General features: G+C 40.6%; 18 protein-coding genes. 9 read left to right on the top strand and 9 right to left on the bottom strand.

Annotation, left to right across the window (positions count from 1 at the left end; translation table 11 throughout):
• Complete coding sequence (locus D7D54_RS02180; RefSeq protein ID WP_120718719.1) at positions 1-1,989, top strand: ABC transporter permease; 1,989 nt, start codon at positions 1-3, stop codon at positions 1,987-1,989.
• Between the two features lie 193 nt (positions 1,990-2,182).
• Here D7D54_RS02180 and D7D54_RS02185 read toward each other — a convergent pair whose 3' ends face one another.
• The gene (locus tag D7D54_RS02185; protein WP_049487249.1) at positions 2,183-2,878 is read right to left on the bottom strand and encodes a VIT1/CCC1 transporter family protein; all 696 of its coding nucleotides are present in this window, start codon (positions 2,876-2,878) and stop codon (positions 2,183-2,185) included.
• 228 nt (positions 2,879-3,106) lie between these two features.
• Between D7D54_RS02185 and D7D54_RS02190 the strand changes: the two genes are divergently transcribed.
• Genes D7D54_RS02190 through ftsY form a run of 3 tightly spaced genes read left to right on the top strand, consistent with a single transcriptional unit; the run spans position 3,107 to position 6,009 of the window.
• Positions 3,107-3,898 (top strand): Cof-type HAD-IIB family hydrolase, encoded by a 792-nt coding sequence (locus D7D54_RS02190; protein ID WP_120718720.1) that lies wholly within the window; start codon positions 3,107-3,109, stop codon positions 3,896-3,898.
• Positions 3,898-4,716 (top strand): Cof-type HAD-IIB family hydrolase, encoded by an 819-nt coding sequence (locus D7D54_RS02195; protein WP_120718721.1) that lies wholly within the window; start codon positions 3,898-3,900, stop codon positions 4,714-4,716. The genes D7D54_RS02190 and D7D54_RS02195 overlap by 1 nt, the downstream gene beginning before the upstream one ends.
• 3 nt (positions 4,717-4,719) lie before the next feature.
• Positions 4,720-6,009: a signal recognition particle-docking protein FtsY gene (gene ftsY / locus D7D54_RS02200; RefSeq protein WP_120718722.1), complete on the top strand. Its 1,290-nt coding sequence runs from the start codon at positions 4,720-4,722 to the stop codon at positions 6,007-6,009.
• Between the two features lie 44 nt (positions 6,010-6,053).
• Here the strand turns inward: ftsY and zwf are convergent, their stop codons facing one another.
• From zwf to D7D54_RS02215, 3 genes are all read right to left on the bottom strand, one after another.
• Complete coding sequence (gene zwf, locus D7D54_RS02205; protein WP_049501794.1) at positions 6,054-7,541, bottom strand: glucose-6-phosphate dehydrogenase; 1,488 nt, start codon at positions 7,539-7,541, stop codon at positions 6,054-6,056.
• A gap of 150 nt (positions 7,542-7,691) precedes the next feature.
• A complete protein-coding gene (locus D7D54_RS02210; protein ID WP_120718723.1) occupies positions 7,692-8,432 on the bottom strand; it encodes an amino acid ABC transporter ATP-binding protein in 741 nt (246 codons plus the stop codon).
• Positions 8,432-10,597, bottom strand: coding sequence for an ABC transporter substrate-binding protein/permease (locus D7D54_RS02215; RefSeq protein WP_120718724.1), 2,166 nt, complete (start codon positions 10,595-10,597; stop codon positions 8,432-8,434). Before D7D54_RS02215 ends, D7D54_RS02210 begins: the two co-directional genes overlap by 1 nt.
• Positions 10,598-10,765: 168 nt before the next feature.
• On the opposite strand from D7D54_RS02215, the gene D7D54_RS02220 reads away from it, so the two are divergent.
• From D7D54_RS02220 to D7D54_RS02230, 3 genes are all read left to right on the top strand, one after another.
• A complete protein-coding gene (locus D7D54_RS02220) occupies positions 10,766-11,719 on the top strand; it encodes a CPBP family intramembrane glutamic endopeptidase (RefSeq protein ID WP_120718725.1) in 954 nt (317 codons plus the stop codon).
• Between the two features lie 75 nt (positions 11,720-11,794).
• Positions 11,795-13,783: an excinuclease ABC subunit UvrB gene (uvrB, locus tag D7D54_RS02225; protein ID WP_120718726.1), complete on the top strand. Its 1,989-nt coding sequence runs from the start codon at positions 11,795-11,797 to the stop codon at positions 13,781-13,783.
• A gap of 22 nt (positions 13,784-13,805) precedes the next feature.
• Positions 13,806-14,273: an 8-oxo-dGTP diphosphatase gene (locus D7D54_RS02230; protein ID WP_120718727.1), complete on the top strand. Its 468-nt coding sequence runs from the start codon at positions 13,806-13,808 to the stop codon at positions 14,271-14,273.
• Here D7D54_RS02230 and D7D54_RS02235 read toward each other — a convergent pair.
• The 5 genes from D7D54_RS02235 to coaB all read right to left on the bottom strand — a co-directional run bounded on the left by D7D54_RS02235 (position 14,270) and on the right by coaB (position 17,297).
• Positions 14,270-14,785 carry a transcription repressor NadR gene (locus D7D54_RS02235; protein ID WP_000159190.1) on the bottom strand — a complete coding sequence of 172 codons (516 nt, stop codon included), beginning with the start codon at positions 14,783-14,785 and terminating at the stop codon, positions 14,270-14,272. The two genes, D7D54_RS02230 and D7D54_RS02235, sit on opposite strands and share 4 nt — an antisense overlap.
• A gap of 11 nt (positions 14,786-14,796) precedes the next feature.
• Positions 14,797-15,324 carry an ECF transporter S component gene (locus D7D54_RS02240; protein ID WP_001097393.1) on the bottom strand — a complete coding sequence of 176 codons (528 nt, stop codon included), beginning with the start codon at positions 15,322-15,324 and terminating at the stop codon, positions 14,797-14,799.
• A gap of 173 nt (positions 15,325-15,497) precedes the next feature.
• Positions 15,498-16,061 carry an ECF transporter S component gene (locus D7D54_RS02245; protein WP_004254189.1) on the bottom strand — a complete coding sequence of 188 codons (564 nt, stop codon included), beginning with the start codon at positions 16,059-16,061 and terminating at the stop codon, positions 15,498-15,500.
• Positions 16,045-16,596 carry a phosphopantothenoylcysteine decarboxylase gene (gene coaC / locus D7D54_RS02250; RefSeq protein WP_120718728.1) on the bottom strand — a complete coding sequence of 184 codons (552 nt, stop codon included), beginning with the start codon at positions 16,594-16,596 and terminating at the stop codon, positions 16,045-16,047. The genes D7D54_RS02245 and coaC overlap by 17 nt, the downstream gene beginning before the upstream one ends.
• An 11-nt stretch (positions 16,597-16,607) precedes the next feature.
• Complete coding sequence (gene coaB, locus D7D54_RS02255) at positions 16,608-17,297, bottom strand: phosphopantothenate--cysteine ligase (protein WP_120718729.1); 690 nt, start codon at positions 17,295-17,297, stop codon at positions 16,608-16,610.
• A gap of 229 nt (positions 17,298-17,526) precedes the next feature.
• On the opposite strand from coaB, the gene D7D54_RS02260 reads away from it, so the two are divergent.
• Entirely contained in the window at positions 17,527-19,197 is a 1,671-nt protein-coding gene (locus D7D54_RS02260) for a formate--tetrahydrofolate ligase (protein WP_120718730.1), read from the top strand.
• Between the two features lie 161 nt (positions 19,198-19,358).
• Positions 19,359-21,650 carry a DNA helicase PcrA gene (gene pcrA, locus D7D54_RS02265; protein WP_120718731.1) on the top strand — a complete coding sequence of 764 codons (2,292 nt, stop codon included), beginning with the start codon at positions 19,359-19,361 and terminating at the stop codon, positions 21,648-21,650.
• Positions 21,651-21,668 lie beyond the last annotated feature (18 nt).

Consider the following 21,668-nt stretch of genomic DNA (forward strand, 5'->3'; position numbering starts at 1 on the left):
ATGTTTCGATTAACCAATAAGTTAGCGGTATCGAACTTAATTAAAAACCGCAAACTCTACTATCCTTTTGCGCTGGCTGTTCTCTTGGCAGTCACTGTCACCTATCTCTTTTACTCCCTGACCTTCAATCCCAAGATTGCGGAAATCCGTGGAGGTGAAACGATTCAAGCTACTCTAGGATTTGGTATGTTTGTCGTCACCCTTGCGTCAGCCATTATCGTCCTCTATGCCAATAGTTTTGTTATGAAAAACCGTTCCAAGGAACTGGGGATTTATGGCATGTTGGGCTTGGAGAAACGTCACCTGATCAGTATGACCTTTAAGGAGTTAGTGCTATTTGGGATTCTAACTGTTGGAGCAGGTATCGGTATTGGAGCCTTGTTTGACAAATTGATTTTTGCTTTCCTACTCAAACTGATGAAATTAAAGGTAGAACTAGTCGCTACCTTCCAGATGAAAGTTGTCATTACAGTACTTGTTGTCTTTGGTTTGATTTTCCTAGGTCTCATGTTCCTGAATGCCCTTCGAATTGCCCGTATGAATGCCCTTCAGCTCTCGCGTGAGAAAGCAAGCGGTGAGAAAAGAGGTCGTTTCTTACCTCTCCAAACTATTCTTGGTTCTATAAGTTTAGGGATTGGCTATTATCTTGCCCTTACTGTAAAAGATCCTCTTACAGCTTTAACAACTTTCTTCCTAGCTGTTTTACTGGTTATCTTTGGTACTTATCTATTGTTTAATGCAGGAATTACCGTTTTCCTTCAAATCTTAAAGAAAAACAAGAAATATTATTACCAACCAAATAACCTTATCTCAGTGTCTAACTTGATTTTCCGTATGAAGAAAAATGCGGTTGGACTAGCAACTATCGCTATCTTATCAACAATGGTCTTGGTTACCATGTCAGCAGCTACTAGTATTTTCAATGCCTCAGAAAGCTTTAAAAAAGTTCTAAATCCTCATGATTTTGGGGTTTCAGGGCAAAATGTTGAAAAAGAAGACTTGGACAAACTCTTGAGCCAGTTTGCAAGTGACAAAGGTTATAAGATTAAAGAGAAAGAAGTGCTTCGTTATACTTACTTTGGTGTTGCAAACCAAGAAGGAAATAAGTTAACACTTTTTGAAAAAGGACAAAATCGTGTCCAACCCACAACGGTTTTCATGGTATTTGACCAAAAAGATTATGAAAATATGACTGGTCAAAAACTGTCTCTATCAGGAAATGAGGTCGGTCTCTTTGCCAAAAATGACGGACTGAAAGGACAGAAAGCTCTAACTCTAAATGATCATCAATTTTCTGTCAAAGAAGAATTTAATAAAGATTTCATTGTGAACCATGTCCCAAATCAGTTTAATATTTTGACTGCTGATTACAATTACCTTGTTGTTCCAGACTTACAAGCCTTTTTGGACCAATTCCCAGATTCGGCTATCTATAATCAGTTTTACGGTGGTATGAATGTAAATGTCAGTGAAGAAGAACAACTCAAGGTCGCTGAGGAGTATGAAAAATACCTCAATCAATTTAATGCTCAATTAGACACAGAAGGTAGCTATGTTTATGGTAGCAATCTAGCAGATGCTAGTTCTCAGATGAGTGCCCTCTTTGGTGGTGTCTTCTTTATCGGTATTTTCCTATCCATTATCTTTATGGTCGGAACTGTTCTGGTCATCTACTACAAACAAATTTCTGAAGGCTACGAAGACCGTGAACGCTTTATTATCTTGCAAAAAGTCGGTTTAGATCAAAAGCAAATCAAGCAAACCATCAACAAACAGGTTTTAACTGTTTTCTTCCTTCCTTTGCTTTTTGCCTTCATACATCTAGCCTTTGCCTACCATATGCTTAGTCTGATTTTAAAAGTGATTGGTGTAATAGATACGAATATGATGTTGATTGTGACCTTGTCTATCTGCGCTATCTTCCTCATCGCCTATGTGCTGATTTTCATGATTACTTCAAGAAGCTATCGTAAGATTGTGCAAATGTAAAAAAGATACCTCGACTTCAAAATCGAGGTATTTCTTGTATTTTATACTCAATGAAAATCAAAAAGCAAACTAGGAAGCTAGCCGCAGGTTGCTCAAAGCACTGCTTTGAGGTTGCAGATAGAACTGACGAAGTCAGTAACCATATATACGGCAAGGCGAAGCTGACGTGGTTTGAAGAGATTTTCGAAGAGTATTAAATGCTGAAAAGTTGTCCTAGCAGAAAGGTAACTCCCATGGTCAAGAGCCCAATAGCAAGGTTCCGAATCATAGCCGTTTTGGTTGGAGCTTTTCCAAGTTTGGCACTAGTGTAACCAGTGAGAAGAAGGGCCACACCGACGATAAGGACGGTAGCAGGGATGCGGTATTCACTTGGGAAAATAGTAATTGAAAGCATGGGTGGTAAGCTACCAAGGAAAAAAGAAATAAAGCTAGAGATGGCAGCGTGCCAAGGATTGGTAAACTCTTCATACTCAATCCCATATTTTTCCTCTACCAAAGCCTTGAGTGGATTATTTAAAAAGGCTTTGTTGGTGAGAAGTTGGGCTGATGTTTCACACTCGCCATTTTGGATATAGGCAGCATAGAGAGACTTTTTGGCTAGTTCCATATCTTGGTCTAGCAAGAGCTGCTCACGCGCAACGGCCGCTTCCTCGGTATCTTTTTGAGTTGAAACAGACACATATTCTCCACCAGCCATTGAAAAGGCACCGGCCAAAATAGCTGCAAATCCTGATAAAAAGATAATCCAGATATTGCTGGTAGCACTAGCAACCCCGATAACCACACCAGCAATGGAAATAATCCCATCATTGGCACCAAGCACACCCGCACGCAGGATATTTAAACGACCTGCAAAATTTGAATCAATTTCGTGATTTGTTTCTGACATATTATTCTCCTTTTTATCCAGTATAAAGGAAAAATATAAGGAAATCAATCTTTTAAAACTGTCTGAAAAAAGTTGCACGATTTTAATTTTTTAAGAGTTTTTAAGTTGAAATCAGTACTAGCTAGTAGGAAAGGATAAAAGATAGGTAAAGCTGATAGACTCGTCCTTTTTCTAGCTATCTATGGTATAATAGAAGGTAGATTTACTAATCGGAGTAAGAAAGATTTTATGATTAAACTAGTAGCAACAGATATGGACGGAACTTTTCTAGATGGAAACGGGCGCTTTGATATGAACCGCCTCAAGTCTCTCTTGGCTTCCTATAAGGAAAAAAGGATTTACTTTGCGGTAGCTTCAGGGCGCGGATTTCTGTCTCTAGAAAAATTATTTGCTGATGTTCGTGATGACATTATTTTCATCGCGGAAAATGGCAGTTTAGTAGAGTATCAAGGTCAGGACTTGTATGAAGCGACTATGTCTCGTGACTTTTATCTATCAACTTTTGAAAGGCTGAAAACTTCACCTTATGTAGATATCAATAAACTGCTCTTGACGGGAAAAAAGGGAGCTTATGTTCTAGATACGGTTGATGAGACCTATTTAAAAGTGAGTCAGCACTATAATGAAAATATCCAAAAAGTAGCGAGTCTGGAAGATATCACAGATGACATTTTCAAATTTACGACCAACTTCACAGAAGAAACGCTTGAAGCTGGTGAAGCTTGGGTCAATGAAAACGTTCCTGGTGTCAAGGCTATGACAACTGGCTTTGAATCCATTGATATCGTGCTGGACTATGTCGATAAGGGAGTGGCCATTGTTGAATTAGCTAAAAAACTTGGCATCACAATGGATCAGGTCATGGCTTTTGGAGACAATTTAAATGACTTGCATATGATGCAGGTTGTGGGACATCCTGTAGCTCCTGAAAATGCACGACCAGAGATTTTAGAATTAGCAGAGACTGTGATTGGTCACCATAAGGACCAGTCGGTTATAGCTTATATGGAGGGCTTATAATGGCAGATATAAAATTGATTGCATTGGACTTGGACGGGACCTTGCTGACTACTGATAAAAGGCTGACGGATCGTACCAAGGCAACCTTGAAAGCTGCGCGTGATCGTGGTATCAAGGTCGTATTGACAACTGGTCGTCCCTTAAAAGCTATGGATTTCTTTCTCCATGAGCTAGGGACTGACGGCCACAAAGATGAGTATACCATTACTTTTAATGGTGGATTAGTTCAGAAAAATACAGGTGAAATCCTTGATAAGACAGTATTTTCATATGATGATGTGGCACGTTTGTATGAAGAAACAGAGAAATTATCACTTCCTCTTGATGCTATCTCAGAAGGAACTGTTTATCAAATTCAATCTGACCAAGAAAGTCTTTATGCCAAATTCAATCCAGCTTTGACTTTTGTTCCAGTGGACTTTGCAGACTTGTCTAGTCAAATGACTTACAATAAATGCGTGACTGCCTTTGCTCAAGAACCCTTGGATGCAGCTATTAAAAAGATTTCTCCAGAATTGTTTGACCAATATGAAATCTTTAAATCACGTGAAATGTTGCTAGAGTGGTCACCAAAGAATGTTCATAAAGCAACAGGTTTGGCAAAATTAATCAGCCATCTTGGAATCGATCAAAGCCAAGTCATGGCTTGTGGTGACGAGGCCAATGACCTTTCTATGATTGAGTGGGCGGGACTCGGTGTTGCCATGCAAAATGCAGTTCCTGAAGTTAAGGCAGTCGCAAATGTGGTAACTCCAATGACCAATGATGAAGAAGCTGTTGCCTGGGCTATCGAAGAATATGTGCTAAAGGAGAACTAAGATATGGGATTATTTGACCGTCTATTCGGAAAAAAAGAAGAACCTAAAATCGAAGAAGTTGTAAAAGAAGCTCTAGAAAATCTTGATTTGTCTGAAGATACGGAGCCTGCCCTTACAGAAGCTGAGGAAGTTTCTCAAGAAGAAGCAGAGGTTGAAATTTCTGAAGAATCTTTGCTCGAAGAAGAGGAAAATCAAGATACAGTTGAAGAAAGTCTGGATTCAGAGCCAGATGTAGAGGTTCATCAAGAAAAAGTCGAAGTATTGCCAAACTCAGAAGAAGTCACAGTGGAAGAGAATACTGAGCTCCTAGAGACTGTAGAAGAAAATAGTTCTGAAGTGCTTGAACCAGAAACTCCTCAAGTAGAAGAAACTGTTCAGGAAAAATATGACCGCAGTCTTAAGAAAACTCGTACAGGCTTCGGAGCTCGTTTGAACGCCTTCTTTGCTAATTTCCGCTCTGTCGATGAAGAATTCTTCGAGGAACTGGAAGAACTGCTGATCATGAGCGACGTTGGTGTCCAAGTCGCTTCTAACTTAACAGAGGAGTTACGCTACGAAGCCAAGCTTGAAAATGCCAAGAAACCGGACGCACTTCGTCGTGTCATCATTGAGAAATTGGTTGAGCTTTATGAAAAGGATGGCAACTATGATGAAAACATCCATTTCCAAGATGGCTTGACAGTCATGCTCTTCGTTGGTGTTAATGGTGTTGGGAAAACAACTTCTATTGGGAAACTAGCCCACCGCTACAAGCAAGCTGGTAAGAAGGTCATGTTGGTTGCGGCAGATACCTTCCGTGCAGGGGCAGTAGCCCAGCTAGCTGAATGGGGCCGTCGTGTGGACGTTCCAGTTGTGACTGGACCTGAAAAAGCTGATCCAGCCAGCGTTGTCTTTGATGGTATGGAACGTGCTGTAGCAGAAGGAATTGATATTCTCATGATTGATACTGCTGGTCGTCTACAAAATAAGGACAATCTTATGGCTGAGTTGGAAAAGATTGGTCGTATCATCAAACGTGTTGTGCCAGAAGCGCCTCATGAAACCTTCTTAGCACTTGATGCATCAACAGGTCAAAATGCACTAGTACAGGCCAAAGAATTTTCAAAAATTACCCCTTTGACAGGAATTGTCTTGACTAAGATTGATGGAACTGCTCGAGGTGGTGTTGTTTTAGCCATCCGTGAAGAACTTAATATTCCTGTAAAATTGATTGGTTTTGGTGAAAAAATCGATGATATTGGAGAGTTTAACTCAGAAAACTTTATGAAGGGTCTCTTGGAAGGCTTAATCTAATCAGAAGCAAAAATCCTGCAAGGTACAAACTTGCAGGATTTTTTTTATTCTAAGCGACCATCTTGACGATAGGCGATATCTGGTTGCCAAGTCCATTTGGCACCGAATTTTTCAAGTAAGTCAAAGCTAGCTTGAGGTCCCATGCTTCCAGCTTTATAGTCATGAAGTGGGGCACCATTTTCAGCCCAAAGCTCTTCGATACGGTCAATCAACTTCCATGATGCACCAACTTCATCCCAGTGGCTAAAGTTAGTTGAGTTGTTATTTAAGACATCATAAATCAATTTCTCGTATGGTTCTGGAGAGGCACCAGTTGCGGTCGCATCTGTACGGTAATCAAGTGAGTTTGGAGCTAAGTTGAATTCTTCTCCTACTTGCTTCCCATTTAGGCTAAGAGAGAAGCCTTCTGTTGGTTGGATATAGATGGTCAAAATGTTAGGAGCAAGTGGCTCACCAAAGATAGAGTCCATTTGTTTAAAGACGATATTGACATGAGTTCCTTTTTCAGTCAGACGTTTACCAGTACGGAAGAAGAAAGGAACGCCACGGAATCGATCGCTGTCTACAAAGAAGGCACCAGATGCAAAAGTTTCAGTTGTTGATTCTGGATTTACATTTGGTTCGCTACGATAAGAGATGTATTTCATGCCATCAATCTTACCAGAGCGGTATTGACCACGGATAAAGTGTTCTTTAAGTTCTTCATCAGTTGGATGATAGAGGTTTTTAAAGACCTTAATCTTCTCAGCACGAATTTCATCTTTTGTGAAGCTTGCTGGCTTGTCCATGGCAAGGAGAGAAAGAAGTTGGAGTGTATGGTTCTGTACCATATCACGGAGGGCACCAGATTGGTCATAGTATCCCCCACGTTCTTCTACACCCAAGCGCTCCGCAAAGGTAATTTGAACATTGTCGATAAAGTCCTTGTTCCAAACGTTTTCAAAAATCAGGTTTGCAAAGCGAACTGCAAAGATGCTTTGGATCATTTCCTTACCAAGATAATGGTCAATACGGAAAATTTGTTCTTCGTCAAATGTTGCTAGGAGTTCGTCATTCAACTTGCTTGCAGTTGCGTAATCTGTACCAAATGGTTTTTCAACGATTAAGCGTTCAAAACCTTTACCATCTACAATGTTTTCAGACTTGAGGTGTTTGGCAATAGTTCCAAAGAACTGAGGTGCCATAGACAAGAAGAAGAGCTTGTTATGTTCAGCTTGGTACTTATCATTTAGTTCAGCCTGCAATTGTCGCAAAGCAATATAGTGTTCTGTATCATTGACATCATGACTTTGATAGTAGAAGTGGCTAGCGAACTCTTGAGCCTGTTCGGTACTATCTGCCAAATCAAGGATCGATTCGACTACAACAGATTCAAAATATTCCTTGCTCCAAGGACGACGAGCAGTTCCAATGACTGCAAAGTGCTCGGAAAGATTGCCGGATTTATATAGTCTAAAAAGGGAAGGGTAGAGCTTGCGTTTAGCCAGGTCTCCACTCGCACCGAAAATTGTAACAATAACCTTAGATGACATCTAGCTACCTAATTTCTATTTTTATTCCTAGTCTTACTAGGTATGAGGAAATCTCATTTCATAAATTTAATTCTAACATAATTTTCCGAAAAATCAAAAAATCCAATACGAGATAGAAAAAAACTGCAAGGAAATCCTTACAGTTTGAGTTTAGACGTTTAAGACCTTGTCCAAGAACTCTTTCAGACGTGGGTGTTGTGGGTTGTCAAATATTTGATCTGGTGTTCCGTCTTCTAGGAATTCACCGTCTGCAGTAAAGATAACGCGGTTGGCAACCTGACGGGCAAATCCCATCTCATGGGTTACGATAATCATGGTCATGCCTTGCTCAGCCAATTCTTTCATAACGTTTAGTACGTCTCCAACCATCTCAGGGTCAAGGGCAGAAGTTGGTTCATCAAATAGCATGATGTCTGGATTCATTGCTAGTCCACGAGCGATAGCCACACGTTGTTTTTGACCACCTGATAGGCTATCTGGGTTAGCAGTAGCTTTATCTGCTAGCCCAACCTTCTCAAGCAATTCCATTCCCAATTTCTCAGCTTCTTCCTTAGTCATCAACTTGTGCTCAATAGGAGCAAAGGTAATGTTGTCCAATACAGACATGTGTGGGAAGAGGTTGAAGTGTTGGAACACCATTCCGATATTTTCCCGGACGTGGTCAACGTTGGTTGTTTTTTCAGTTAAGTCATAACCGTTCACAGTGATGTGACCACTAGTAACTTCTTCTAGAAGATTGAGGCTACGGAGGAAGGTTGACTTACCAGAACCTGAAGGACCGATGATACAAACAACATCTCCTTCATAGAACTTAGTTGTAATTCCTTTTAAAACCTCATTTTTTCCATAATACTTATGTAAATCATTTACATCAATTTTTAATTTTGCCATTAACGAATCCTCTTTTCTAAGCGTTTCGCTAGTCTAGTCAAAAGTGTAATAATTACAAGATAGAAGATAGCAAGGATTGCATACATCTTGAAACTTTGGTAGTTACGGGCAATGATAATCTTACCAGTTTGGAAGAGTTCAACCAAACCGATAGCAGATACAATGGTTGTATCTTTAAGAGCGATAACGAATTGGTTAACAAAGTTTGGCAACATCAATTTAGTTGCTTGTGGCAAGATAATCTTACGCATGGTTTTTCCATAAGAGATACCTAAGCTTCGGCTGGCTTCCATTTGACCAACTGGAACGGCCTGAATACCACCACGAACGATTTCAGCGATATAAGCAGCCGCATTGAGTGAGAGGGCAATAGTCCCAGCTACAAAGTCGTTAATTGGACTTTGTTGGCCTGTGATAGACTCGATGAAGTTTGGAATTCCCCAGAAGATGAAGGCTGCAAGAATCATCAATGGAATACCACGAATAACGTCAACGAAAATCTCAGAGATGACGCGAAGAGATTTGTAGGGGCTAACGCTAAACATACCGAAGATAATCCCGATAACAATAGCAATAGCAAATGAGATAAGAGCTAGAGCAAGAGTGATACCAAGACCGCTAAGGAGTTGTTTGTAGTTGTTTTGAAGCAAGCCCCAGATCGTTGTTTCATCAACAGTACTTGTTGAAGCAGATGAAGATTCGCTAGCTAGGTATTTATCAAGAATTTTTTGGAATTCTCCATTTGCTTTAAGGTTTGCAAGTCCGTTATTGAACATTTCAATCAATTCTGGATTTGCTCCTTTTTTAACGGCAAAGGCTGTTTCACCGATTGGAGTTCCAGCGATTGGAGTTTTCAATTTTTGACCTTGGCTGATAGAATATTTGAGAACAGGCTCATCATCCATAACGGCATCGATGGCACCAGTGTTTAAACTGTCATACATTGACGAACCATCAGCGAAGGTTTTGATTTTGTAGCCGTATTTGCTTTGATTTTCTGTTAGGAAGGTTTGAGAAGCAGTTCCGTTTTTAACACCAACTGTCTTCCCTTTCAAATCTTCATAAGAAGCAATGGTACTTGATTCTTTGACACCAAGGATAGTATTGGCAGTGTAGTATGATTCTGAGAAGTCAAAAGTTGCCTTACGAGCATCTGTAACAGACATACCAGCAATGATACCATCAGCTTGTCCAGCTTGAACAGCACTGATAGCGGCATCGAAACCAGGGTTGGTGATTTCAATTTCAAATCCTTGATCTTTAGCGATTGCCTTAATCAATTCCATATCAATACCAGTAAACTGGTTACTTGAATTTTGGAAAACAAAAGGTGCAAAAGAAGAATCACTTGCAATGATGTATTTAGCTTTAACAGGAGTTGCTTTTAGCCCAGTTGCAGTCGTTGTAGTTGGCACTGCTGAAGAAGATGATGCAGTCCATTTCTTGATGATTTTATCAAGGCTACCATCTTTTTTCATTTCAGCCAAAGCCTGGTTAAATTCAGTAACTAAATGCTCGTATTTGCTTCCTTTTTTAACACCGAAAGCAAAGCTACCTACAGCTTCTCCATCCATTTCAATATGGAGGTCTTGACCTTGGTTAATGGCATATTCGATAACAGGTTTGTCATCCATCATAGCATCGATGGCACCAGCACTCAAGCTGTTGTTCATCAAATCACCAGTGTCAAATGTTTTAATGCTAAAGCCATATTTATCCTTAATACTTTCAAGGAAACGTTGAGCGGCAGTTCCGTTTTTAACACCAACAGTTTTACCTTTTAATTGGTCATACTGACTAATCTTATGTGACTTTGTAGTTGCAATGACAACTTTTGTATCATAGTAAGTATCAGACATGGTGAAAACTTTTTCACGTTCTGCAGTTTTGGTCATTCCAGCCATGATTGCATCAGCTTGACCAGCTTGAACCGCATTTACCGCTGCGTCAAATCCAGGATAGGACATCTGAATGTTCCATCCTTTAATCTCAGCGACTTTGTTAATAATGTCAACATCAATTCCTTTATAAGTTTGATCTGAATCTTTAAACTCAAAAGGCGCATAGGCGGTATCAGACACAATTTTAATTGTCTCAGCTTTCGCAATACCTAATGAGAAAATTGGGAATAAAATTAGCAAAAATGCTAGAATTTTTTTCTTCATTTTTAGTCTCCTTTTCCGAATATTTTCTCATTATATCAGAAAAAACAAAAAATTGCAAATCACGAGGTTTTTATGTTAGAAAATATAACATGTATACCTTCTTTTCTTTCTTGAATTGCTATTAAAAAGTGCTATAATAATATATATAGAAGAAAAGAGGACAGGGATATGAAGGACAAAAGAATATTTAAAGACTTCCAAGAGTCAAAAATGAGTTTATATATTTACACAAGCCTCTTGTTAGCCTTTGGTTTTGTCTTTGTAGGAGAGTTTGTGGCTTATACTTTGTATGGTATTAGCTTGTTAGCTCTCGTCGGCCTTGCTAGAAATTTTGGAGAGGCTGGTCAAAATCTTGCAAGCTACTTCCAAAACTTGCTGGTGAGCTTGACGGATAAAACAAGTGACTTTCGTTTAATTTTAGAATTGCTGTCCTTTGGTTTTGTTCTCAACACTGTATTCAGATGGACTAGAAAAGTTGAGAAAAGACCTATTCGAACCTTGGGATTTTACAGAGAGAATTTTCTCAGCAATCTTCTGAAAGGATTTGGCATAGGTCTAGCTCTTTTTCTCCTTACTTTGTTAGGTTTGGTAGCCTTGGGGCAATATCGTTTTGAGTCCATTCGCTTGAATCCTTATTCGCTTTTCTTTGTTGTCTTTTCTATCCCATTTTGGATTTTACAGGGGACAGCAGAAGAAGTGGTGTCCCGTGCTTGGCTCCTTCCTCAATTGGCCTCAAGAACCAATCTAAAACTTGCTGTTGTTATATCTAGCATATTTTTTACCCTGCTTCATATGGGGAATTCTGGTTTAACACCTCTATCTCTAGTGAATCTCTTCTTATTTGGAGTTGCCATGGCTCTTTACCTGCTCAAAACCGATACAGTTTGGGGTGTTGCAGGTATTCATGGAGCTTGGAATTTTGCTCAAGGCAATCTTTTTGGGATTTTAGTTAGTGGTCAACCATCAGGAACCTCTCTGATGACCTTTTTACCACAAGGCAATCAAGATTGGCTATCAGGTGCTTCTTTTGGTATAGAAGGTTCTATCATGACAAGTCTGGTATTGCTAGTGCTGATTGTCTATCTCGCTTACCAATTAAAGAAAGAAAATGAAAGGATGTGACTTAGGTCGTCCTTTTCTTCGTGAAAATGCTGTAAGTATGCTAAAATAGGAATAGCACATGGAGAGAGGATTCTTATGATCAATCGTATTACAGATAATCAATTTAAGCTAGTATCAAAATATCAACCATCAGGAGATCAACCCCAAGCTATCGAGCAGTTGGTAGATAATATCGAGGGTGGAGAAAAAGCTCAGATTCTGATGGGGGCGACTGGAACAGGGAAGACCTATACCATGAGTCAGGTTATTTCTAAAGTCAATAAACCCACTCTGGTTATTGCTCACAATAAAACTCTGGCAGGACAGCTCTATGGGGAGTTTAAGGAATTTTTCCCTGAAAATGCTGTTGAGTATTTTGTATCCTACTATGACTATTACCAGCCAGAAGCCTATGTCCCTTCTAGCGATACCTATATTGAAAAGGACAGCTCTGTCAATGACGAGATTGATAAGCTTCGTCACTCAGCGACTTCGGCTCTTTTGGAGCGTAATGATGTCATTGTAGTAGCCTCTGTCTCTTGTATTTATGGTTTGGGTTCGCCCAAGGGATACGCAGATAGTGTCGTTAGTCTCCGTCCAGGTCTTGAAATTTCTCGTGATAAACTTTTGAATGATTTGGTGGATATCCAGTTTGAGCGCAACGATATTGATTTCCAACGGGGCAGATTTCGTGTGCGTGGGGATGTGGTGGAGATTTTCCCAGCTTCCCGCGATGAACACGCTTTTCGAGTAGAGTTCTTCGGAGACGAAATTGACCGTATTCGTGAAGTTGAGGCTTTGACAGGTCAGGTCTTGGGAGAAGTGGATCATTTGGCGATTTTCCCAGCCACTCACTTTGTGACCAATGACGACCATATGGAAGTTGCTATAGCCAAGATTCAGGCCGAGTTGGATGAGCAGTTAGCTGTCTTTGAGAAGGAAGGTAAATTGCTTGAAGCCCAGCGTTTGAAACAGCGAACAGAGTATGATATTGAGATGTTACGTGAGATGGGCTATACCAACGGGGTTGAAAACTACTCACGCCATATGGATGGACGTAGCGAAGGTGAGCCTCCTTATACGCTCCTCGACTTCTTCCCAGATGATTTCTTAATCATGATTGACGAGAGTCACATGACCATGGGACAAATCAAGGGTATGTACAATGGAGACCGTTCTCGTAAGGAAATGCTAGTTAATTATGGTTTCCGTTTGCCATCAGCTTTGGACAATCGTCCCTTACGTCGTGAAGAGTTTGAAAGCCATGTGCATCAGATTGTTTACGTTTCAGCGACACCTGGTGACTATGAAAATGAACAGACTGAGACAGTAATTGAGCAAATCATTCGTCCGACAGGGCTTTTGGACCCAGAGGTGGAAGTTCGTCCGACTATGGGACAGATTGATGACCTCTTAGGTGAAATTAATGCCCGTGTTGAGAAGAATGAGCGTACCTTTATCACAACCTTGACCAAGAAGATGGCTGAAGACTTAACTGACTACTTCAAGGAAATGGGTATCAAGGTCAAGTATATGCACTCGGATATCAAGACTTTAGAGCGGACGGAGATTATCCGTGACCTGCGCTTGGGTGTTTTTGATGTTTTGGTCGGAATCAACTTGCTCCGTGAAGGGATTGACGTTCCTGAAGTGAGCCTCGTAGCTATTCTCGATGCTGACAAGGAAGGTTTCCTTCGTAACGAGCGTGGACTCATCCAGACCATTGGACGTGCTGCCCGTAACAGCGAAGGCCATGTCATCATGTATGCGGACACCGTTACCCAGTCTATGCAACGTGCTATCGATGAAACTGCCCGTCGTCGCAAAATCCAGATGGCCTATAATGAAGAACACGGTATTGTGCCTCAGACAATCAAGAAAGAAATCCGTGACCTGATTGCCGTGACCAAGGCAGTTGCTAAGGAAGAGGACAAGGAAGTCGATATCAATAGCCTCAACAAACAAGAACGTAAGGAACTTGTCAAGAAACTAGAGAAACAAATGCAAGAAGCCGTCGAAGTGCTTGACTTTGAACTAGCAGCTCAGATTCGGGATATGATGTTGGAAGTCAAGGCGTTGGATTAGAATATTACCTAAAGGAGAAAATATGTCCCGTTCCCAATTAACGATTTTAACAAATATTTGTTTGATTGAAGATCTCGAAACCCAGCGCGTGGTTATGCAGTATCGCGCTCCTGAAACCAATCGCTGGTCAGGTTATGCCTTTCCTGGAGGTCATGTAGAAAATGGTGAGGCTTTTGCGGAGTCTGTCATTCGTGAAATCTACGAAGAAACAGGATTGACTATCCAAAATCCTCAACTTGTCGGCATTAAAAATTGGCCACTAGATACAGGTGGGCGCTATATTGTCGTTTGTTACAAGGCGACTGAGTTTACTGGTACCCTTCGCTCTTCAGAAGAGGGAAAAGTTTCTTGGGTGCAAAAAGACCAGATTCCGAACTTGGATCTGGCCTATGATATGCTACCTTTGATGGAGATGATGGAAGCTCCTGACAAGTCAGAGTTTTTCTACCGCCACAGTACAGAAGACGATTGGGAAAAGAAAATTTTCTAGTCTTTTACTAAATAACCGAGTTGATCCAAGGCCTCCTCGATATAGTGGAGGTCTTGTTGTGTTTCGGCTTCAACTAGGTGGTAATGGATACCATCTGTCAATTCAGATAAAGGTTTAAAATCAGAATGCTCGACTTGTTCTAGAAAATGTTGCACATCTCTGCGACAAGACAGTTTAAGCAAGGTTTCAATTTCTCCATAGACGGGATGGTCAATCAAGGTATTTTGAACACGTCCACCATTATCAACGATAGCAAGGAGTTCTTGACCGATTTCTTCAACTTCATGTTTCACTTTGAAAAGTTTGTGAACATAAGGGTTGGTTTCAATTTGCTTATAGACGTAGCCACGATTGGTGGATAGGATAGGAGCGCCATCGGCTCTTAAAATTGCAATGTCCTGTACAATGACCTGGCGTGTAACATGAAAATGTTCAGCTAAACTTTGGCCATTGAGGGCTTTAGGAGTTTCTTTCAAGAGTTGGAGCAGGGCTTGTTTGCGATCTTTTGTCATAGTTCTTCCTTTTAACGGCGTTTGCGAAGCACTTTATAGACAGCTAGTGCTAATGTATAGTCTACCATACTATGGATAATTGTACCAAATCCAACTAGCACAAATAGAACATAAAACATATTTTCTACATTGGTACCAGAAGTTGCGTAAAAAACGACACAGGCCAATACTTCAGCAAGGGCATGGACAAGCGCTAACACAAAGTTGAAAATCCAGGAAGCTTTTGGTTTATCTAGGGTATCGGGGAATTTTTGTAGGTAAAGAGCCCCCAAAGTTCCAAAAAAGATATGGGAAAAAGCTCGAAAAACAATAACCATGGGATAGCCAGCCATCAAGAATCCAAAACTAGAGGCTAGGATGACAAAAACTGCCATCAAGGGCGACAAGAACATAGCGATAAAAATAGCGATGTGGCTTCCTAAAGTATAGGAAGCAGGTGGAATGACAATCTTAAAAGGCATAACAATTGGAATCAAAATCGCAATAGCCGTTAAGAGGGCAGTCATTGTCATAAATTGTGTCTTTTTCCGTGTATTCATAAGAATCTCCTTTTTGACTGTATATACACTAGTATAGTATAACAAACAAGACAATAAAGCAAGGATTTACTTAAGTTTATAGGCCATTTTAAATTAAATATTGGTAAAGATTTCACTAAAAAAAACTGTATAGAGCAACATCTCCACCTTCAAGCTTGAAAGTGGAGATGTTTTTATTTTTTCAAAGTCTGTAGTCTTGGAACAATAGCTAGAGTAAGAATTGCGGAAATGACTAATTCGGCAATCGAATTTGTTGAGATAACGGTTGCTAGGAGTTTTTGGATATTACCATCAAAGACATTTCCAAAAAGGTAGAAAATTCCACCAAGTACAAAGACTGTGTTGGTAAGTGAACCAAGGGCACCAGCTAAAATAAGACCAGTTTTATTTTTCATCAGTTTATAAACTAGATACGGAGTCAAACCAATCAAAATACGTGGGACGATGGCAATGATAGCTGAGTAGATATTTCCGTTTGGTACAAATGGCGAGAAGAGGTAGCTTGTCGGTAGAATTGTAATTGTATTAACCGTCAAACTAAGTAGCCCCATCAAAAATCCAAGTGTCACTCCAACTCGTGGACCGTAAATAATGCTGGCAATAATGACAGGAATATGAACAATGGTCGGTTTGATTGGAAATGGAAAAAGGTTAAAGATAAGCGAGCTCAGAAAGTGAATCACGAGCATGGTTGCAAAAAAGATAGCAATGGGCGCAATATTAGAGCGTTTTTTCATCGAGAGTTTCCTTTATTCTTTCTAAAATAATTGTGAGGTCGGCTAAGGCTCCTCGTCCGTGGTCTCCACAAGCTAGTAGGGATTCCTTAGGAGCAATCAGCTGATAGCCGTAGGTTTCTAATGTTTTCAGATTAGCCTGAGTTGCTGGATGGTCATACATTTTTGTATTCATAGCAGGAGCTATTAGTTTGGGAATATGACTGGGCAATGCTAGAGCCGTACAAGTTACCATGTTGTCCGCAAAACCATGGGCTAGTTTTGCAATAGTGTTAGCAGTTGCAGGTACCACGATAAATAAATCCATTTCTTTACCAAGTTCGATATGATTGACTTGATCAGGATAGGGTTCCTTCATGACATCCAGGTGGACATAATTCTGTGATAAGACCTGTAGAGTCAAAGGTTGGATAAACTCTGTAGCAGCCTGAGTCATTAAGACAGAGACATCATGGCCTTGTTTTTTTAGAGAACTGACTAAATCTGCCGACTTGTAAGAGGCGATTGACCCAGTTACAGCCAAGAGAATGTTTGACATAGCTTTCCTTTCTATGAATGATAGGCTTGAATTTTTTCAAGGAGGAGTTTTGCAATTTCTTCTTTAGTCTGGACTGTTTGAAGCTGATCTTTTTCAACAAAGATTGCTCGATGCTGGTTTGTTGAGATTTGAGTCAGATCATTTGCAACGATTAAGTCTGCTTGGTTCTTGATAAGACTTTTTCGGGCAATCTCGACGAGATAATCTTCAGAGACATCAACCAGCAGTTTAAAACCAATTAGATGAATAGCAGGATTCCATTCCTTAATTAGAGAGATGATTTTGGGTGTCTTTTTTAGGAACAAAACCTGAACCTCATCAGTTGAAGAAATCTTAGTCTGATGATTTTGCTTGTTTAAAAATTCTTCTAGATTGGAGCTAGCCTGAACTTCCTCAAGACCTGTCATATAAACAGGAGTGTAGTCAGACACGGCCATTGAGTGGATCAAGACCTGATAATCCTTAATACGTTCTTGCATTTCCAGTAGAAGGTCCTTGGTATTGTTAATTTCTCGAATGCTTAGGTTGGGATGGGTTTCTGGCCTCACAGCTCGTTTTGTCGTCATCAAACAAACTTCATGCCCTGCAGCCAGCAAGGTTTCCGTGATGATTTTCCCCAAGCGACCTGTAGAATGGTTAGTGATAGAGCGGACGTTATCGATGGCTTCACTGGTACCGCCCGAAGTAACTAAAATTTTCATAGCACTATTGTACACAAAAATAAACGGTAAGTAAAATGAAAGCGATAAATTTTTGGTAAAAACGAAGATTTACTATAGTTTCAAACTATAAAGCCATATAAAATTTAAGAAAGAACTCTAAAAACCTTAAAAATAGGGATATTTACGAACGTTTAGAGAGTTTTAGGATGTTAAAAATCTTGTTTTGTGTTATAATGAATTATCATATAAGAGGTTAGAGGAGTTTTGAATGAAAACAGATATTGAAATCGCACAGAGTATTGAGTTGAAGCCAATCGTTGATGTTGTAGAGAAACTTGGTATTTCTTACGATGATTTGGAGTTGTACGGAAAGTACAAGGCTAAGCTCAGCTTTGATAAAATTCGTGCAGTTGAGAGCAATCCAGTTGGAAAATTGATCTTGGTTACCGCCATCAACCCAACACCTGCAGGTGAAGGAAAATCAACTATTACCATTGGTCTTGCGGATGCCTTGAATAGAATTGGAAAGAAAACTATGATTGCTATCCGCGAACCATCTCTTGGTCCAGTAATGGGGATTAAGGGTGGTGCTGCAGGTGGTGGTTATGCCCAAGTTCTTCCAATGGAAGACATCAACCTCCACTTCACTGGAGACATGCATGCTATTACAACTGCCAACAATGCGCTTTCTGCCTTGATTGACAACCACTTACACCAAGGAAATGAGTTGGGAATTGACCAACGTCGTATCCTTTGGAAACGTGTAGTAGACTTGAATGACCGTGCTCTTCGCCATGTGACCGTTGGACTTGGTGGTCCTCTAAATGGTATTCCACGTGAGGATGGCTTTGATATTACAGTTGCTTCCGAAATCATGGCAATTCTTTGCTTGGCAACAGACATCGAGGACTTGAAACGCCGTTTGGCTAATATCGTTATCGGTTATCGCTATGACCGTACACCTGTTTCTGTAGGTGATTTGCAGGTTGAAGGTGCCTTGGCGTTGATCTTGAAGGATGCTATTAAGCCAAACTTGGTTCAGACAATTTACGGTACACCTGCATTTGTACACGGTGGTCCATTTGCCAATATTGCTCACGGATGTAACTCTGTCTTGGCAACGACAACAGCCCTTCACTTGGCTGATTACACAGTTACTGAAGCTGGTTTTGGTGCAGACCTTGGTGCTGAGAAATTCCTTGATATTAAGACACCAAACTTGCCAACATCTCCAGATGCAGTTGTCATTGTCGCAACCCTTCGTGCCCTTAAGATGAATGGTGGTGTGGCTAAAGACGCTTTGACAGAAGAAAACGTAGAAGCAGTTCGTGCAGGTTTTGCTAACTTGAAACGCCACGTTGAGAACATCCGTAAGTTCGGTATTCCAGCAGTCGTAGCTATTAACGAATTTGTATCTGATACAGAAGCTGAAATTGTAGCCTTGAAAGAACTTTGTGCTTCAATTGATGTGCCAGTTGAACTAGCAAGTGTCTGGGCTGATGGTGCAGAAGGTGGAGTAGCTCTTGCCGAAATAGTTGTTAAGACTATCGCTGAAAACCCAGCTAACTATAAACGTTTGTATGACAATGACCTTTCTGTCCAAGAAAAGATTGAAAAGATTGTTACTGAAATCTACCGTGGTAGCAAAGTGAACTTTGAAAAGAAAGCTCAAACGCAAATCGCTCAAATTGTTCAAAACGGTTGGGACAAATTGCCAATCTGTATGGCTAAAACTCAGTACAGTTTCTCTGACAATCCAAATGCACTTGGAGCACCTGAAAACTTTGAAATTACCATTCGCGAATTGGTGCCAAAATTAGGTGCAGGCTTCATCGTTGCCTTAACTGGTGATGTTATGACCATGCCAGGACTTCCAAAACGACCAGCAGCCCTCAACATGGATGTTGAAAGCGATGGAACAGTATTAGGCTTGTTCTAGTATATTGTAATTGATTTTAAATGAGTTTGGAAATACTATCCAAGCTCATTTTTTATCTAGATATAAGGAGTTACCTTCTACACGCAACCAGTCTAGGTAAAGATATTTTCCCTGAATTCTGATATAATAGAAATATTGACTTCAAGAGTAAGGAAGAGAAGATGAACACATTATTGAATGGAATGAATGACCGTCAAGCTGAGGCGGTGCAAACAACAGAAGGCCCCTTGTTGATCATGGCAGGGGCTGGTTCTGGAAAGACCCGAGTTTTGACCCACCGTATCGCTTATTTGATTGATGAAAAGCTAGTCAATCCTTGGAATATCTTGGCCATTACCTTTACTAATAAGGCTGCGCGTGAGATGAAAGAGCGTGCTTATAGCCTCAATCCAGCTACTCAGGACTGTTTGATTGCGACCTTCCACTCCATGTGTGTTCGTATTTTGCGTCGCGATGCGGACCATATTGGCTACAATCGTAATTTTACAATTGTCGATCCTGGTGAACAGCGAACGCTCATGAAACGCATTCTCAAACAGTTGAACTTGGATCCTAAAAAATGGAATGAACGAACTATTTTGGGGACCATTTCCAATGCTAAGAATGATTTGATTGATGATGTGGCTTATGCTGCCCAAGCTGGAGATATGTACACGCAAATCGTGGCCCAGTGTTACACTGCTTACCAAAAAGAATTGCGTCAGTCGGAGTCGGTTGACTTTGATGATTTGATTATGCTGACCTTGCGTCTCTTTGATCAAAATCCTGATGTCTTGACCTACTATCAGCAGAAGTTTCAATACATCCACGTTGACGAGTACCAAGATACCAACCATGCCCAGTACCAACTAGTCAAACTCTTGGCTTCACGCTTTAAAAACATCTGTGTGGTTGGGGATGCGGACCAGTCGATTTACGGTTGGCGTGGTGCTGATATGCAGAATATTTTGGACTTTGAAAAGGATTATCCCCAAGCTAAGGTTGTTTTGTTGGAGGAGAATTACCGTTCAACTAAAACCATTCTGCAAGCGGCCAACGAGGTCATTAAAAACAATAAAAACCGTCGCCCTAAAAATCTCTGGACTCAAAATGCTGATGGGGAACAAATCGTTTACTATCGTGCCAATGATGAGCTAGATGAGGCTGTATTTGTAGCCAAAACTATTGATGAACTTGGTCGCAGTCAAAACTTCCTTCACAAGGATTTTGCCGTTCTCTATCGGACAAACGCACAGTCTCGTACTATTGAGGAAGCCCTGCTCAAGTCTAACATTCCTTATACCATGGTTGGTGGAACCAAGTTCTATAGCCGTAAGGAAATTCGTGATATTATCGCTTATCTCAACCTCATTGCCAATTTGAGTGACAATATTAGTTTTGAGCGTATTATCAATGAGCCTAAACGTGGAATTGGGCCAGGTACAGTTGAGAAAATTCGTGACTTTGCGAATATGCAAGACATGTCCATGCTAGATGCTTCAGCCAATATCATGTTATCTGGTATCAAGGGTAAAGCAGCCCAGTCTATCTGGGATTTTGCCAATATGATTCTCGATTTGCGGGAGCAACTGGAACAGTTAAGCATTACTGAGTTAGTTGAGTCCGTACTAGAAAAAACAGGTTACGTCGATATTCTTAATGCCCAAGCAACTTTAGAAAGCAAGGCTCGGATTGAAAATATTGAAGAGTTCCTTTCTGTGACGAAAAACTTTGATGACACCTCTGATGTGTCAGAAGAGGAAACTGGTCTGGATAAACTGAGTCGTTTCTTAAATGACTTAGCCTTGATTGCGGACACAGATTCAGGTAGTCAGGAGACATCAGAAGTGACCTTGATGACCCTGCATGCTGCCAAAGGTCTCGAGTTTCCAGTTGTCTTTTTGATTGGGATGGAAGAAAATGTCTTCCCGCTTAGTCGTGCCGCTGAAGATCCAGATGAATTAGAAGAAGAACGCCGTCTGGCCTATGTAGGAATTACGCGTGCAGAGAAAATCCTCTATCTGACCAATGCTAATTCGCGCCTGCTTTTTGGTCGTACCAGCTACAACCGTCCGAGTCGTTTTATTAACGAAATCAGTTCAGATTTGCTTGAGTATCAAGGTCTGGCCCGTCCTGCAAATACAAGTTTTAAAGCAACTTATAGCAGTGGTGGTCTTGCCTTCGGTCAAGGTATGAGTCTTGCGCAAGCACTTCAAGACCGTAAACGCAGTGCTGCCCCAAAATCTATCCAGTCAAGCGGTCTCCCATTTGGTCAATTTACAGCTGGAGTAAAATCAGCTTCTAGCGAGGCAAATTGGTCCATTGGTGATATTGCCCTCCACAAGAAATGGGGAGAGGGAACAGTTCTGGAAGTCTCAGGTAGCGGTGCTACGCAGGAATTAAAAATTAATTTCCCAGAAGTAGGTTTGAAAAAACTTTTGGCTAGTGTAGCCCCAATTGAGAAAAAAATCTAATTTATTATCCTTCTCACG

It is taken from the genome of Streptococcus chosunensis, assembly GCF_003626515.1.
In the GTDB taxonomy this organism is placed as follows: domain Bacteria; phylum Bacillota; class Bacilli; order Lactobacillales; family Streptococcaceae; genus Streptococcus; species Streptococcus chosunensis.